Annotated in this window: 14 protein-coding genes; 10 read left to right on the top strand and 4 right to left on the bottom strand. The window is 40.6% G+C overall.

Annotation, left to right across the window (positions count from 1 at the left end; translation table 11 throughout):
- Nucleotides 1-19 precede the first annotated feature (19 nt).
- Nucleotides 20-1009, bottom strand: coding sequence for a bile acid:sodium symporter family protein (locus D7029_RS08680; protein WP_194952414.1), 990 nt, complete (start codon nucleotides 1007-1009; stop codon nucleotides 20-22).
- A 22-nt stretch (nucleotides 1010-1031) separates the two neighbouring features.
- Nucleotides 1032-2075, bottom strand: a complete 1044-nt coding sequence (locus tag D7029_RS08675) for an oxidoreductase (protein WP_088495673.1) — start codon at nucleotides 2073-2075, stop codon at nucleotides 1032-1034.
- Nucleotides 2076-2206: 131 nt separating this feature from the next.
- Here D7029_RS08675 and D7029_RS08670 point away from each other — a divergent pair, with 131 nt between their 5' ends.
- The 10 genes from D7029_RS08670 (at nucleotide 2207) to D7029_RS08625 (ending at nucleotide 12761) form a co-directional block, all read left to right on the top strand.
- Nucleotides 2207-2674 (top strand): DUF2569 domain-containing protein, encoded by a 468-nt coding sequence (locus tag D7029_RS08670; RefSeq protein ID WP_088495674.1) that lies wholly within the window; start codon nucleotides 2207-2209, stop codon nucleotides 2672-2674.
- A gap of 94 nt (nucleotides 2675-2768) precedes the next feature.
- The gene (gene rsxA / locus D7029_RS08665; protein WP_006536930.1) at nucleotides 2769-3350 is read left to right on the top strand and encodes an electron transport complex subunit RsxA; all 582 of its coding nucleotides are present in this window, start codon (nucleotides 2769-2771) and stop codon (nucleotides 3348-3350) included.
- The gene (gene rsxB, locus D7029_RS08660; protein ID WP_006536931.1) at nucleotides 3350-3976 is read left to right on the top strand and encodes an electron transport complex subunit RsxB; all 627 of its coding nucleotides are present in this window, start codon (nucleotides 3350-3352) and stop codon (nucleotides 3974-3976) included. Before rsxA ends, rsxB begins: the two co-directional genes overlap by 1 nt.
- A complete protein-coding gene (gene rsxC / locus D7029_RS08655) occupies nucleotides 3969-6887 on the top strand; it encodes an electron transport complex subunit RsxC (protein WP_194952413.1) in 2919 nt (972 codons plus the stop codon). The genes rsxB and rsxC overlap by 8 nt, the downstream gene beginning before the upstream one ends.
- Nucleotides 6888-6893: 6 nt before the next feature.
- On the top strand, nucleotides 6894-7970 hold the full coding sequence (rsxD, locus tag D7029_RS08650; RefSeq protein ID WP_165124009.1) for an electron transport complex subunit RsxD: 1077 nt from the start codon (nucleotides 6894-6896) through the stop codon (nucleotides 7968-7970).
- A 16-nt stretch (nucleotides 7971-7986) separates the two neighbouring features.
- Nucleotides 7987-8613, top strand: a complete 627-nt coding sequence (gene rsxG, locus D7029_RS08645) for an electron transport complex subunit RsxG (RefSeq protein WP_164530476.1) — start codon at nucleotides 7987-7989, stop codon at nucleotides 8611-8613.
- A gap of 1 nt (nucleotide 8614) precedes the next feature.
- Nucleotides 8615-9319 carry an electron transport complex subunit E gene (locus D7029_RS08640; RefSeq protein ID WP_023582263.1) on the top strand — a complete coding sequence of 235 codons (705 nt, stop codon included), beginning with the start codon at nucleotides 8615-8617 and terminating at the stop codon, nucleotides 9317-9319.
- Between the two features lie 12 nt (nucleotides 9320-9331).
- Nucleotides 9332-9970 carry an endonuclease III gene (nth, locus tag D7029_RS08635; RefSeq protein WP_161710889.1) on the top strand — a complete coding sequence of 213 codons (639 nt, stop codon included), beginning with the start codon at nucleotides 9332-9334 and terminating at the stop codon, nucleotides 9968-9970.
- Between the two features lie 114 nt (nucleotides 9971-10084).
- Nucleotides 10085-12031, top strand: a complete 1947-nt coding sequence (locus D7029_RS08630; RefSeq protein WP_194952412.1) for an exoribonuclease II — start codon at nucleotides 10085-10087, stop codon at nucleotides 12029-12031.
- A 181-nt stretch (nucleotides 12032-12212) separates the two neighbouring features.
- Nucleotides 12213-12761 (top strand): RNA 2'-phosphotransferase, encoded by a 549-nt coding sequence (locus D7029_RS08625; protein ID WP_194952411.1) that lies wholly within the window; start codon nucleotides 12213-12215, stop codon nucleotides 12759-12761.
- Between the two features lie 72 nt (nucleotides 12762-12833).
- On the opposite strand, the gene D7029_RS08620 is transcribed toward D7029_RS08625, so the two are convergent.
- Entirely contained in the window at nucleotides 12834-13256 is a 423-nt protein-coding gene (locus D7029_RS08620; protein ID WP_194952410.1) for a hypothetical protein, read from the bottom strand.
- A 122-nt stretch (nucleotides 13257-13378) separates the two neighbouring features.
- Nucleotides 13379-13702, bottom strand: a complete 324-nt coding sequence (gene yciH, locus D7029_RS08615; RefSeq protein WP_088495683.1) for a stress response translation initiation inhibitor YciH — start codon at nucleotides 13700-13702, stop codon at nucleotides 13379-13381.
- Between the last annotated feature and the right edge of the window lie 5 nt (nucleotides 13703-13707).

Genomic DNA, 13707 nt, shown 5'->3' with positions numbered 1-13707 from the left:
ATCCACCAGCTTAAATACGTTATTTCTTTTCAGCTTCTTTCGCTTGATTAGCGTAGCGCTGTGCTAACACAGCACAAACCATTAATTGGATCTGATGGAATATCATTAATGGTAATAACATTACTCCAACCGTCGCCGCAGGAAATAACACATTCGCCATAGGTACACCATTTGCTAAGCTCTTTTTAGAGCCACAAAAAACAATGGTTATCTCATCTTCTTTATTAAAACCAAGCAGTCTAGCACTGTATACGTTCACAAAAATGACAATTGCTAACAAAATACAGCTCACTACTGCAATCGTTAATAGCGACCAACCGTCAATTTTATGCCAGATCCCTTCAACAACAGCTTCACTAAATGCCACATAAACCACCAGTAAAATAGAGGAACGATCCGTTCTATTAACTAATTTTTTATGTTTATCAACCCAACGACCAATTAAAGGTCGAGATAAATGGCCAATAATAAAAGGTACCATCAGTTGCAGTAAGATTGATTGAATAGCCCCTGCCGTGTCGAAATCTTCCGCAGAACCTTGCGTTTGCATTAAAAAACCGACTAATACCGGCGAAAGGAAAACACCAAGAATACTGGACGCAGATGCACTACAAATAGCAGCCGCTACATTTCCCCCAGCCACAGAAGTAAAGGCAATGGCAGATTGAACCGTTGCAGGTAACGCACAAAGATATAAAAAACCCATATAGACAGTTGGTGACATCCATTCAGGCACAATAACTTGTAACCCTAGCCCCAAAATAGGGAAAAGAATAAAGGTACTGGCAAATACAGTAAGATGTAAACGCCAATGCCCAAGCCCGGCAAGTATCGCCTCTCTAGAAAGCTTCGCTCCATGCAAGAAGAACAGCAGTGCTATCGCACCGGTCGTAAGATATTGGAACAGGACTTTAATATCGCCTTGTGCGGGTAGCAGCGTTGCCAGCGTCACCACACAAATCATAATCATGAGAAAAGGATCAAGTTTTAGTTTTTGCCACCAAGACATTAGATTTAGCGCTCCCTTTTACTTATAGCGTAATGGTTTGTTTTAAACGATTAGAAATTTCGCCAGCTTCAATCAAACGCATAATGGCTGTTGCTTGTATTGGCGTAACGGGGTTTTCTTCACCCAATGTAATTGCACGATAAATTTGTTGATAATAAGCAGGATAATCACCAGAAAGTGTAGTGAGTGTGGTTGTTTCTAATTCACCAGACTCTGACAGTGTTGTTAATTCACCATCTTGACTATCCATTCCCCAATTATAAGTTTGATTAGGGAGATAACCGGCTTTTAAGGCGTCTTCTTGGGTATCTAAACCATATTTAACATAGCTACCTTTTGTCCCATGAATAGCAAAAATAGGTGTTGGAGACGCAACTAACATAGAAGCATGAAGAACGACTCTAAGATTGTCATATTCTAGTAATGCATGAAAGTAATCGGCATTTTTTGCATTAGGACGTAATTGAGCAATATCCGCAGTAATTGCTTTAGGCTCACCAAATAGGCAAACCGCTTGATCAAGAACATGAGGCGCGAGATCGTACCAAAGCCCACCGCCAATTCCTGCATCTTCTCGCCAACGTTGACGAACTGTTGGACGGAAACGATCAAAATGTGCTTCATAGGCACTGATATCACCGAGTGTTTTATCAGCTAAAAGTTTTTTAACGGTTAAGAAACCAGAATCCCAACGACGATTATGAAAAACAGAGAGAAGTTTACCGGCATCTGTTGCTTGCTGAGTTAATTTTTCAGCTTCTTCCAGTGTCAATGTAAACGGTTTATCAACAATAACATGTTTACCTTTTTCTAGAGCCTGTGAAGCCAGTGAATAGTGAGTATTATTCGGCGTTGGAATAATGATTAAGTCTATTGAGGGATCATTAATAAGTGCTTGGGGGTCTGCATAAACGGTAATGTGAGGAAAATCTTGTTTAACTTTATTTTCATCAGAGCTTGAAATTGCACTAAGATTTAAACCTTCGGTTGTTGTTATTAGCGGAGCATGAAAGGTTTTACTTGCATAGCCATATCCGATAATCCCAACATTGAGTTTAATTGCCATAACCCTATCCTATTTTTATATGCTTTTTTATTAACAAAAATCACTTTCACTTTTGTAGCTAAATAAATAATAACAAAGTTTGTGATAATATCCCGTTTAGTTCTATACATACGAGTAGGAATAATTAATTAATGAAATTTGATCTCAAAGCAAACACGCAGAATAACCTTTCAGGAAAAGCGCCTATTACAGGGTGGTTGCTTGCGCCATTGGCTTATATGATCTTGTCAGTGATTGGTTCTGGGTTGATGTCTGTTCTGTATATTATTAAATATTTTTCAGACTTTTCGATCCTCCACCAGCTTCCATTTCATTTGATATCAAGTTGGTATCTCTCTGCGTTAACAACGTGGGTAATGTTTAGCTTTACGCTTTATCTACTAAGACAATTTTTTTATCGCGCTAAAAACTTTCCACGTCTGTTCATTTTTTGGTTGCTAATCAATTTACTATTAGCAATTAAGAGCTTTGGTTTTGCACCTGTTGACGACCAAACAGCATTACAATCCCTTCTATGGTCTGTATTCTCGACTGTCTGCTTTGTGCCTTATATCAAGTACTCTAAACGTGTTCGTGAAACTTTCACACAAGTTCGATAACTTCACGCCTTTACCCTTGATATTATATACGCTTGTTTAGCCTCTTTATTTCAGGAGGCTTTTTGTTTCTCTGTTTAACAATTTTGGCATAACAATGACTGATTACTTGCTTCTATTCGTCGGCACCGTATTGGTGAATAACTTTGTACTCGTCAAATTCCTTGGTTTATGCCCATTTATGGGTGTATCAAAAAAATTAGAAACCGCGATTGGTATGGGATTTGCGACAACCTTTGTTATGACTCTCGCCTCGATTAGTTCTTGGCTGATGGATAATTTTATTTTAGTTCCTTTGGACTTACTTTATTTACGCACACTGAGCTTTATTTTAGTTATTGCAGTAGTTGTACAATTCACTGAAATGGTCGTAAGAAAAACAAGCCCGACACTCTATCGTTTATTAGGGATCTTCTTACCTTTAATTACCACAAACTGCGCTGTATTAGGTGTGGCATTATTAAATATCAATCAAGCCCACACATTTATGCAATCTGCCGTTTATGGTTTTGGTGCAGCCGTTGGTTTCTCTCTTGTAATGGTATTATTTGCCGCTATTAGAGAACGCTTAGCCGTCGCCAATGTACCCGCACCATTTAAAGGTGCTTCAATTGGTTTAATTACCGCAGGTTTAATGTCTCTCGCCTTTATGGGTTTTAGTGGTTTGGTGAAACTGTAATGAATTCTTTATGGATAGCAATTGGCGTACTTGGTGCGCTAGGTCTTATCTTTGGGCTAATTCTGGGATATTCCGCACGCCGTTTTAAAGTGGAAGAAGATCCTATTGTCGAAAAAATTGACGCAATATTACCTCAAAGCCAATGCGGACAATGTGGTCATCCTGGGTGTCGTCCTTATGCGGATGCAGTCGCAAACAATGGTGAGATGATTAACCGTTGTGCGCCGGGTGGCGAACAAGTGATGTTAAAAATAGCTGAATTGATGGGCGTTGATCCTCAACCGCTTGATGGTGACGAAGAAGCATTAAATCCAATTAGAAAAGTCGCCTTAATTGATGAAGATAATTGCATAGGATGTACTAAGTGTATTCAAGCGTGCCCTGTTGATGCCATTGTGGGTGCCACACGTGCTATGCATACCGTTATTGAAGACTTATGTACTGGATGTGACTTATGTGTGCCTCCTTGCCCTACTGATTGTATCACCTTGGTTCCTGTCAAAGTCACAACCTCAAACTGGAAATGGGATTTAAATACAATCCCTGTAAAAAACATTCCAGCAGAGCCAGAAGAAACACCTGAAGATGAACCGTCATTAAAGACGGAGGATAACGCTCATGTTTAATCTCTTTTCGTTATTTAAAAAAGATAAAATCTGGGATTTTAAAGGCGGTATTCATCCTCCTGAAATGAAATTACAGTCAAGTCGTACACCAATGCGTATCGCGCAATTGCCTGATGAAGTGATTATTCCTATTCATCAGCACTTAGGTGTACCGGGTCAACTTTGTGTCAGCGTAGGTGAGCATGTATTAAAAGGTCAACCATTAACAAAAGGGGTTGGCAGAACATTACCTGTACATGCTTCTATCTCTGGTACAGTTACGGCAATAGAACCATTTCCAAGTGCTCATCCTTCTGGATTACCTGAAATTGCGGTAAGAATTCAATCTGATGGTAAAGATGAATGGCGAGAGAAATCCCCTATCATCGATTACCAATCAGAAAGTAGAGATACATTACTTAACCGTATCCATGAAGCAGGTATTGCAGGATTAGGGGGCGCGGGATTCCCAACTGCATCAAAATTAAAAGGTGGTGGCGACCTCGTTAAAACACTCATCATCAATGCAGCAGAGTGTGAACCTTATATCACAGCAGACGATCGCTTAATGCAAGAACATGCTGATGAAGTGATTGCTGGGTGTCAGGTCTTAATTCACCTTCTGTCTCCAGATGAAGTGTTAATTGGTATTGAGGATAATAAGCCTGAAGCCATTGAGTCATTAAAAAATGCCTTAAATGCTGTACCTGATGAGAAACGTATTTTTATTCGTGTTATCCCAACTAAATACCCATCAGGTGGTGCTAAACAACTAACCAAAATCTTAACTGGTAAAGAAGTTCCATCAGGAGGACGTTCATCTGATATTGGCGTTTTGATGCAAAACGTAGGTACGGTTGTTGCCATCAAACGTGCCATTATTGATGATGAGCCATTAATTGAACGTGTTGTCACGGTTACAGGTAATGGCGCTAAAACACCGGGTAATTTTTGGGCTCGTTTAGGTACCCCCATTTACTCATTGCTAAAACAAGCTGGTTTTGTTGCAGGCTCTGAACAAATGGTGATTATGGGTGGACCATTAATGGGCTTTACCTTACCAGACTTAAATGCCCCTGTTGTTAAGATAACCAACTGCCTACTTATCCCTTCAGTCGAAGAGATGGATACAGATAATCTTGAAGAAGCCTGTATCCGTTGTGGTCATTGTGTTGATGCTTGCCCTAGTGGTTTATTACCGCAACAACTTTACTGGTTTAGTAAAGGTAAAGAGCATGAGAAAGCACAACAGCATAATTTATTTGATTGTATTGAATGCGGTGCATGTGCATTTGTCTGCCCTAGTAATATTCCGCTAGTTCAATACTATCGCCAAGAAAAAGCAGAAATACGTGAAATTGATGCGGAAGCAAAACGTGCGGCTGAGGCAAAAGCACGTTTTGAAGCGAAAAAAATACGTATGGAACGCGAAAAACTTGAGCGTGAAGCTAGACATCAACGTGCCGCAGTTAAACTTGATGATGAAGAGCACGGTGAAGTTCAATCTGCACTTTCTCGCGTAAAAGCGAAACAAAGTATTGGCAAAATTATTTCTGTTAAAGCGGGTGAAGAGCCAGATAACGCAGCTGCGATTGCCGCACGTAAAAAACGTAAAGAGGAAGTCAGAGCAAAACAAGCGGCTAAATTAGCACAGCAAAAAGCTCTAGAAACTTCAAGTGCGAATATAGCGAGTGAGAGCGAAGATGCTGATCCGCGCAAAGCTGCTGTTGCCGCTGCATTAGCTCGCGTTAAAGCCAAAAAAGCACAACAAGCTTCTGAAGCATCATCAACTGTAGAAGCACCTACTCAAAACATTGAAGCAGAAGAAGTCGATCCTCGCAAAGCTGCCGTTGCCGCTGCATTAGCACGTGTTAAAGCCAAGAAAACACAGCAAGCTTCTGAAGCATCATCAACTGTAGAAGCACCTACTCAAAACATTGAAGCAGAAGAAGTCGATCCACGCAAAGCTGCCGTTGCTGCCGCATTAGCACGTGTTAAAGCTAAAAAAGCACAGCAAGCTTCTGAAGCATCATCAACTGTAGAAGCACCTACTCAAAACATTGAAGCAGAAGAAGTCGATCCACGTAAAGCTGCTGTCGCTGCCGCCATTGCTAGAGCAAAAGCAAAGAAAGAAGCTCAACAAGCTCCTGCGGAAACAACAATTGATGAAGTGCCGACTCAAAACGTTGAAGCGGAAGAAGTCGATCCGCGTAAAGCTGCCGTTGCCGCTGCTATTGCTAGAGTAAAAGCAAAGAAAGACGCTCAACAAGCTCCAGCAGAAACAACAACTGATGAAGCGCCTGCTCAAAACGCTGAAGCGGAAGAAGTCGATCCGCGCAAAGCTGCTGTTGCCGCTGCTATTGCCAGAGTAAAAGCAAAGAAAGAAGCTCAACAAGCTCAAGCAGAAACAACAACTGATGAAGCGCCTGCTCAAAACGCTGAAGCGGAAGAAGTCGATCCGCGCAAAGCTGCCGTTGCCGCCGCCATTGCTAGAGTAAAAGCAAAGAAAGAGGCTCAGCAAGCTCAAGCAGAAACAACAATTGATGAAGTGCCTACGCAAAATGCTGAAGCAGAAGAAGTCGATCCGCGCAAAGCTGCCGTTGCCGCTGCTATTGCTAGAGTAAAAGCAAAGAAAGAAGCCCAACAAGCTCAAGCAGAAACAACGACTGATGAAGCGCCTGCTCAAAACGCTGAAGCGGAAGAAGTCGATCCGCGCAAAGCTGCCGTTGCCGCTGCTATTGCTAGAGTAAAAGCAAAGAAAGAAGCCCAACAAGCTCAAGCAGAAACAACGACTGATGAAGCGCCTGCTCAAAACGCTGAAGCGGAAGAAGTCGATCCACGCAAAGCTGCTGTTGCTGCTGCCATTGCCAGAGTAAAAGCGAAAAAAGAAGCCGAACAACGTCGAGCTAAAGAAGAAGTTACCTTGGATTAATCACAGATGAAATTCAGACCAATACAAAATAACAATAGTAAATTAAAAATTGCGAGTTCACCTTTTACGCATAATCAACAGTCCACCAGCCAAGTTATGCTATGGGTAACATTAGCAGCACTGCCGGGGATTTTAAGCCAGATCTATTTTTTTGGCCTAGGAACTATTTACCAAATTGTGTTAGCGATTATCGTAGCGCTTGTCACTGAAACACTCTGCGTAAAACTCAAAAAAGAAGATCCTTTACTGTATCTGAAAGACAATTCCGCACTGCTGACTGGCGTATTGCTTGCCATTAGTATTCCGCCTTTAGCGCCATGGTGGATCATTGTGTTAGGTACTTTTGTTGCCATTGTTATCGCAAAACATATTTATGGCGGTTTAGGACAAAATCCATTTAACCCTGCAATGGTGGGATATGTGGTTTTACTGATCTCTTTCCCAGTACAGATGACTTCATGGATGCCTCCAGTTGAATTACAAGCTGTCTCTTACAATGTAATGGATAGTTTAAGTATCTTCTTTACGGGACATACATCATCTGGCTTAACACTTGAAGATTTAAGACGCTCTGTTGATGGCATTACACAAGCAACACCTCTTGATAGCTTTAAAACGGGCTTATTAACTCACTCTATTGATGAAGTGTTAGCGACACCTATTTTACAAGGTGAATTTGCAGGTATTGGCTGGCAATGGGTGAATGTAGCTTATTTAGTGGGTGGATTAATTCTGCTTTATAAACGCATTATTAGTTGGCATATTCCTGTTGCGATGATTTCTGTATTAGCACTATGCTCGGTTATTAGCTGGGGCATTGATCCTACACGTTACTCACAACCGCTATTACAAATTTTCTCTGGAGCAACCATGTTAGGGGCATTTTTTATTGCCACTGATCCAGTTAGCGCCTCAACAACGCCTAAAGGTCGTTTAATTTATGCAGGGATGATTGGTTTATTAGTTTGGGTTATCCGTGTTTATGGCGGATATCCAGATGCCGTTGCTTTCTCTGTATTACTTGCCAATATCGCTGTACCTCTTATTGATAGCTATACACGCCCTCGTGTTTACGGGCATTAATGCAAAGGAGAAAATGATGATCGAAATCTTAAAACGCCATGGACTCACATTAGCTATCTTTGCTGCCTGTACTACGGGCTTAACCGCCGTGGTCTATCACCTCACAGCAGATACTATTGCAGAGCAAGTTGCCTTAGAGAAACAAAAATTATTGGATCAAGTGATCCCTAAAGCAATGTATAACAATTCGCTTTCTAAAGATTGCTATCTTCTTACCGCACCAGAGTTAGGTAATACCAAGCCCCATAAACTTTATGTTGCCCGTTTAGACGGTAAACCCATCGCTGCTGCATTAGAATCTACAGCACCCGATGGATATTCAGGTGCCATTGAACTTCTTGTCGGTGCCGACTTTAAAGGAAATGTCCTTGGTGTGCGTGTTACTGCTCATAATGAAACACCGGGGCTGGGTGATAAAATTGAAACACGTATTTCGGATTGGATCACGACACTGAGTAATAGATTCATTTCCAGTGAAAACGATCCACACTGGGCAGTAAAAAAAGATGGCGGAGATTTTGATCAATTTACGGGTGCGACGATCACCCCTCGTGCTGTCGTCAACTCATCAAAGCGTACTGCATGGTTAATACAATCTTTACCAGAGAAACTGGATACACTCTCTGTCTGTGAGGCAAATTAATATGAACTCAATTAAAGAGCTCTTTTCTCAAGGGTTATGGAAAAACAACTCGGCTTTAGTGCAATTACTTGGGTTGTGCCCTTTACTGGCGGTTTCCTCAACCGCAACAAATGCCTTGGGTCTCGGTATTGCGACAACATTAGTCCTATTTTGCACAAATGTTGCCGTTTCTAGCTTACGTCGTTGGGTTCCCTCTGAAATTCGTATCCCAATTTATGTTATGATAATTGCGTCAGTCGTCAGTGCTGTGCAATTACTGATCAACGCATACGCCTATGGCTTATATCAATCTTTAGGGATCTTCATTCCATTGATCGTCACTAACTGTATTGTTATTGGTCGTGCTGAAGCTTTTGCGGCTAAGAATGAAGTTTTTCCTTCTGCTATTGATGGTCTAGCGATGGGATTAGGTGCAACTGCGGCGCTCTTTGTTTTAGGTGCTATACGTGAAGTATTAGGTAACGGTACATTATTTGACGGGGCTGATTTACTATTAGGTGAATGGGCACAAGTATTAAGAGTTGAGATAGTACATTTAGACTCACCCTTCTTACTTGCTATTTTGCCACCGGGTGCTTTTATCGGCTTAGGCTTTATGTTAGCAGCAAAATACCTAATTGATGAAAGACAGAAAAAGCGCAGCGCTTCGACAACTAAAACTTACGAAAAAGAACAAGGCTGTGGTAGTCATATCGTTAAAAATTAATTTGTGAGCATAATGAATCAAGCAAAACGTATTGAAATTCTAACTCGGTTGCGTGATGACAATCCGCAACCAACGACAGAGCTAAAATTTGACTCTCCGTTTGAACTATTGATCTCCGTATTACTCTCTGCACAAGCCACTGATGTGAGTGTTAATAAGGCAACAGCTAAGCTTTACCCTGTTGCCAATACGCCACAGGCGATACTAACTTTAGGTGTCGATGGTCTTAAGAAATACATTAAAACCATTGGTCTATATAATACTAAAGCTGAAAATGTGATTAAGACGTGTCAAATCTTAGTCGATAAATATAACAGCGAAGTTCCTGAAAACAGAGAAGCCCTAGAAGCCTTACCTGGCGTCGGTCGCAAAACAGCAAATGTCGTTTTAAACACCGCATTTGGCTGGCCAACAATCGCTGTCGATACGCATATCTTTAGAGTGAGTAATCGCACAGGTTTCGCCCCAGGTAAAAATGTCAATGAAGTCGAACAAAAACTGTTAAAGGTTGTTCCGGCAGAATTTAAAGTTGATTGTCACCATTGGCTTATTCTTCATGGTCGTTATACCTGTATTGCACGAAAACCACGGTGTGGCTCTTGTATTATTGAAGATCTTTGTGAATTTAAAGAAAAAACAGATCCTGAATAATTTTTTGCCGATTTGTCTGTTTTTATGATGCAATATTGCTTGCGTCACTACACACAATCGAATAAAACTATTGCCCACTTTTTATTATTAAAACTGCCGACTTTCCGGAAAAATATGTTTCAAGACAATCCGCTGCTTGCTCAGCTAAAACAGCAACTCCATGCCCAGACACCGCGCGTGGAAGGCCTTGTAAAGGGAACAGATAAAGGCTTTGGCTTCCTTGAAGTTGATGGTCAGAAAAGCTATTTTATTCCCCCTCCGCAAATGAAAAAAGTGATGCACGGCGACCGAGTTATTGCTGCCGTTCATACAAACGGCGATAAAGAGTCGGTTGAACCCGAAGAATTAGTCGAACCTTTCTTAACGCGTTTTGTCGGGCGTATTCAGAAAAAAGAAGGTGATAACCGTCTGTGGATAATTCCAGACCATCCTCTTTTAAAAGACGCTATTCCTTGCCGTCCTGCTCAAGGCTTAACACATAGCTTTGTTGATCAAGATTGGGCTGTTGCTGTAATGCGTCGTCACCCACTTAATAAAGGTGATAAAGGTTTTCAGGCAGAAATAACCGATTATATTACTGATAAAGATGATCACTTTGCGCCTTGGTGGGTGACCTTAATGCGTCATCAGCTTGAGCGTGATGCGCCTGAAATGGGTAACGAAGCGCTGACATTACATGATACTTTGCCTCGTGAAGATCTGACTTCTCTCTCCTTTGTCACTATTGATAGTGCATCAACAGAAGATATGGATGACGCGCTCTTTATTCGTAAAGAAGAGAACGGTCAATTGACGCTGTTTATCGCAATCGCCGATCCAACGGCTTATATTCTGCCAAATAGTGAACTAGATAAAATTGCGGCACAACGCGCGCTGACTAATTATCTACCGGGCTTCAATATCCCAATGTTGCCTCGTGAACTGTCAGATAACATCTGTTCATTACGTCCTAATGAAAAACGCCCTGCATTAGTTTGCCAAGTCAGCATCACTGAAGATGGTGCTCTGCTTGAAGATATTCACTTCTACTCTGCATGGGTAGAATCAAAAGCTAAGCTGGTTTATGACAACATTTCAGATTGGTTAGAAGGTGAAAACTCACAATGGCAACCTGAAAATGAAATGGTTCATGAGCAAGTAATGTTATTAAAAGAGATGAGTGAAAAACGTCATGAATGGCGTGAAAAACATGCTCTGGTCTTTAAAGAACGCCCTGATTACCGTTTTATTCTTGATGAAGGCGGTAATGTTTTAGATATCGTGGCAGAAAAACGCCGTATCGCAAACCGCATTGTTGAAGAAGCGATGATCACCGCCAATATCTGTGCGGCAAAAGTGCTGGCGAAAAACTTAGGTTTTGGCGTTTACAACGTTCATACAGGCTTTGATCCACTTTATATCGATCAAGTTGTACAAACCTTAAAAGATAACGGTATTGAAACGACATCTGAAAGTTTGTTAACCCTTGAAGGTTTCTGCCAATTACGTCGCGAACTTGATAACCAGCCAAATCAATTCCTTGATAGCCGTATTCGTCGCTTCCAGAACTTTGCTGAAATCAAAGCAGAACCAGGTCCTCACTTTGGCTTAGGGTTAGAAGCTTACGCGACATGGACTTCACCAATTCGTAAATACAGTGATATTTTAAATCACCGTTTGCTAAAAGCGATTATTAGCAAAGAAAGCGCTGAAAAACCGCAAGAAGAAGATGGCATTCGTATTGCTGAGCGTCGCCGTGCTAACCGTATGGCTGAACGTGACGTGGGTGATTGGTTATATGCACGTTTCTTAAAACCTTTTGCTGGTACTGAAACACCATTTAATGCAGAAATTATCGATATTACCCGTGGTGGTGTTCGTGTTCGTCTAGTTGAAAATGGTGCTGTTGCCTTTATTCCTGCACCATTCTTACATGCTGTACGTGACGAAATCCAATGTAGCCAAGAGACAGGCACTGTTATTGTGAAAGGCGAAACCGCGTATAAACTCAATGATGTTATTCCTGTTCGTATTGAAGATGTAAAACTGGAAACTCGTAATATCGTCGCTCGTCCTATCTAATAGGACTTAAATCGGTATACAATAAGGCTGATAGTTCATTTTGAGCTATCAGCTTTTTTTATATCTCTAATTTTTAAACTAGCGATAAAAAAGAGCATTAAAAAGAAAGGAAATGTTTTTATGGCCTCTTGATATTTTCTCTTGCGTCATAAACTCAATAAATAATAAATGGATTAAATCAATGAAAGACAAAGTACAAGTTAGTCGTTTTTTAAGTTATATCTTACGCCATGCTCCCGAAAGCATCGGTTTAACGTTAGATGACCAAGGATGGGGTGAAATATCAAAATTGATCCCATTAGCACAGAAAAATGGAACAGTGCTAACTCTTGAATTAATTAAAGACGTTGTAGAAACCAATGATAAAAAGCGTTTTGCTATCTCAGAAGACGGCCTTTTTATTCGCGCAGTTCAAGGACACTCGCTTAAAACCACAATTGATTACCAAGCAATTACTCCCCCTAAAATACTTTTTCACGGTACAGCAACTCGCTTTATCGACAGTATTTTTAAGCAAGGTTTAATTCCTAATGGTCGCCAATATGTGCATCTTTCACAAGATTATAAAACAGCCGTGAATGTTGGTGATCGTCATGGAAAAGCCATTGTTTTAACGGTGGATAGTGAAAAAATGTTTAGTGAAGGTTTTGAGTTTTATCAGGCTGATAATGGTGTTTGGCTAACACTTTCAGTGCCAGTGAAATATCTAAAAATAGATGAGAAAGAATAGTATGAAATACAAAAAAATAGGTGACATTGTCACCTATATTCTTACTTATAAACTTCGCTGTTTTACTAACAATTAATCAGGATGTCCCGTAATTGTGATTTTAGTGCCTTTCTTATCTTCTTCTAATAGAAATTCCGTAAAGCCACCTGAAAACTGTTGTTCTATCATCAATTTCTTTGGACTTTCCCATTTATAATCAACAGAAACATCATCTTTCGTATACTCTTTTTGGATGTTATTGTTCACCTTAATGGTTTTTACAAGATAATCTTCATCATGTTCACTGACATATTTTTTATAAGCATCTGCAATTGAAAGACCTGAATAAACACAATAGGTTAGTGCCCCACTTTCAAAGACCTCATCCATTGTTTGCTCTGGCGAAGAGCAGTATTTATCATGAACAACCATGTTCTCAGTCTTATTTTCTGCCTTAGTTTCTGCAAAAAGCGCAGAAGAATATAACAGTGCAACAACCATCCAATACGCTTTCATAAAATACCTTTAAAAAGACATCTCTTATGTGAAAATAAAAAAATGTGACAATAAAAAATGCGCTAATCTCAATGGAAAATCAGCGCACTATGATTAATTTTGTTGCTATCTAGCTAAATAAATCAGCCACCAGCGAGTTTAACTTTCATTCCTTTGGCTTCTAACAGCGATTTAATTAAATCACGTTTATCACCTTGGATCTCAATTAAGCCGTCTTTTACACTACCACCACAACCACATTTTTTCTTCAATTCAGCCGCCAGTTTGGCTAACTCTGCATCATCCAGATCGATACCTGAAACAACGCAAACACCTTTGCCTTTGCGTCCACTAGTTTGGCGCTGAATACGCACAATACCATCACCGGCAGGACGCACAGGCTTTTGTTCTTCTTCTTTAATGCGACCCGCATCTGTGGAATAAACCAAACGAGAGTTATTATCCATGTTAA

This window comes from Proteus vulgaris, from assembly GCF_016647575.1.
GTDB lineage: Bacteria > Pseudomonadota > Gammaproteobacteria > Enterobacterales > Enterobacteriaceae > Proteus > Proteus mirabilis_B.
This window is presented reverse-complemented; position numbering and strand designations above follow the sequence as displayed.

What these genes read in the sequence shown, in the direction of transcription:
- D7029_RS08625 (WP_194952411.1), top strand. Translation starts at nt 12,213, where the DNA reads ATGAAAGACAAAGTACAAGTTAGTCGTTTTTTAAGTTATATCTTACGC.
- rsxC (WP_194952413.1), top strand. Translation starts at nt 3,969, where the DNA reads ATGTTTAATCTCTTTTCGTTATTTAAAAAAGATAAAATCTGGGATTTT.
- D7029_RS08620 (WP_194952410.1), bottom strand. Translation starts at nt 13,256, where the DNA reads ATGAAAGCGTATTGGATGGTTGTTGCACTGTTATATTCTTCTGCGCTT.
- yciH (WP_088495683.1), bottom strand. Translation starts at nt 13,702, where the DNA reads ATGGATAATAACTCTCGTTTGGTTTATTCCACAGATGCGGGTCGCATT.
- rsxD (WP_165124009.1), top strand. Translation starts at nt 6,894, where the DNA reads ATGAAATTCAGACCAATACAAAATAACAATAGTAAATTAAAAATTGCG.
- D7029_RS08640 (WP_023582263.1), top strand. Translation starts at nt 8,615, where the DNA reads ATGAACTCAATTAAAGAGCTCTTTTCTCAAGGGTTATGGAAAAACAAC.
- D7029_RS08630 (WP_194952412.1), top strand. Translation starts at nt 10,085, where the DNA reads ATGTTTCAAGACAATCCGCTGCTTGCTCAGCTAAAACAGCAACTCCAT.
- D7029_RS08675 (WP_088495673.1), bottom strand. Translation starts at nt 2,075, where the DNA reads ATGGCAATTAAACTCAATGTTGGGATTATCGGATATGGCTATGCAAGT.
- nth (WP_161710889.1), top strand. Translation starts at nt 9,332, where the DNA reads ATGAATCAAGCAAAACGTATTGAAATTCTAACTCGGTTGCGTGATGAC.
- rsxG (WP_164530476.1), top strand. Translation starts at nt 7,987, where the DNA reads ATGATCGAAATCTTAAAACGCCATGGACTCACATTAGCTATCTTTGCT.
- D7029_RS08680 (WP_194952414.1), bottom strand. Translation starts at nt 1,009, where the DNA reads ATGTCTTGGTGGCAAAAACTAAAACTTGATCCTTTTCTCATGATTATG.
- rsxA (WP_006536930.1), top strand. Translation starts at nt 2,769, where the DNA reads ATGACTGATTACTTGCTTCTATTCGTCGGCACCGTATTGGTGAATAAC.
- rsxB (WP_006536931.1), top strand. Translation starts at nt 3,350, where the DNA reads ATGAATTCTTTATGGATAGCAATTGGCGTACTTGGTGCGCTAGGTCTT.
- D7029_RS08670 (WP_088495674.1), top strand. Translation starts at nt 2,207, where the DNA reads ATGAAATTTGATCTCAAAGCAAACACGCAGAATAACCTTTCAGGAAAA.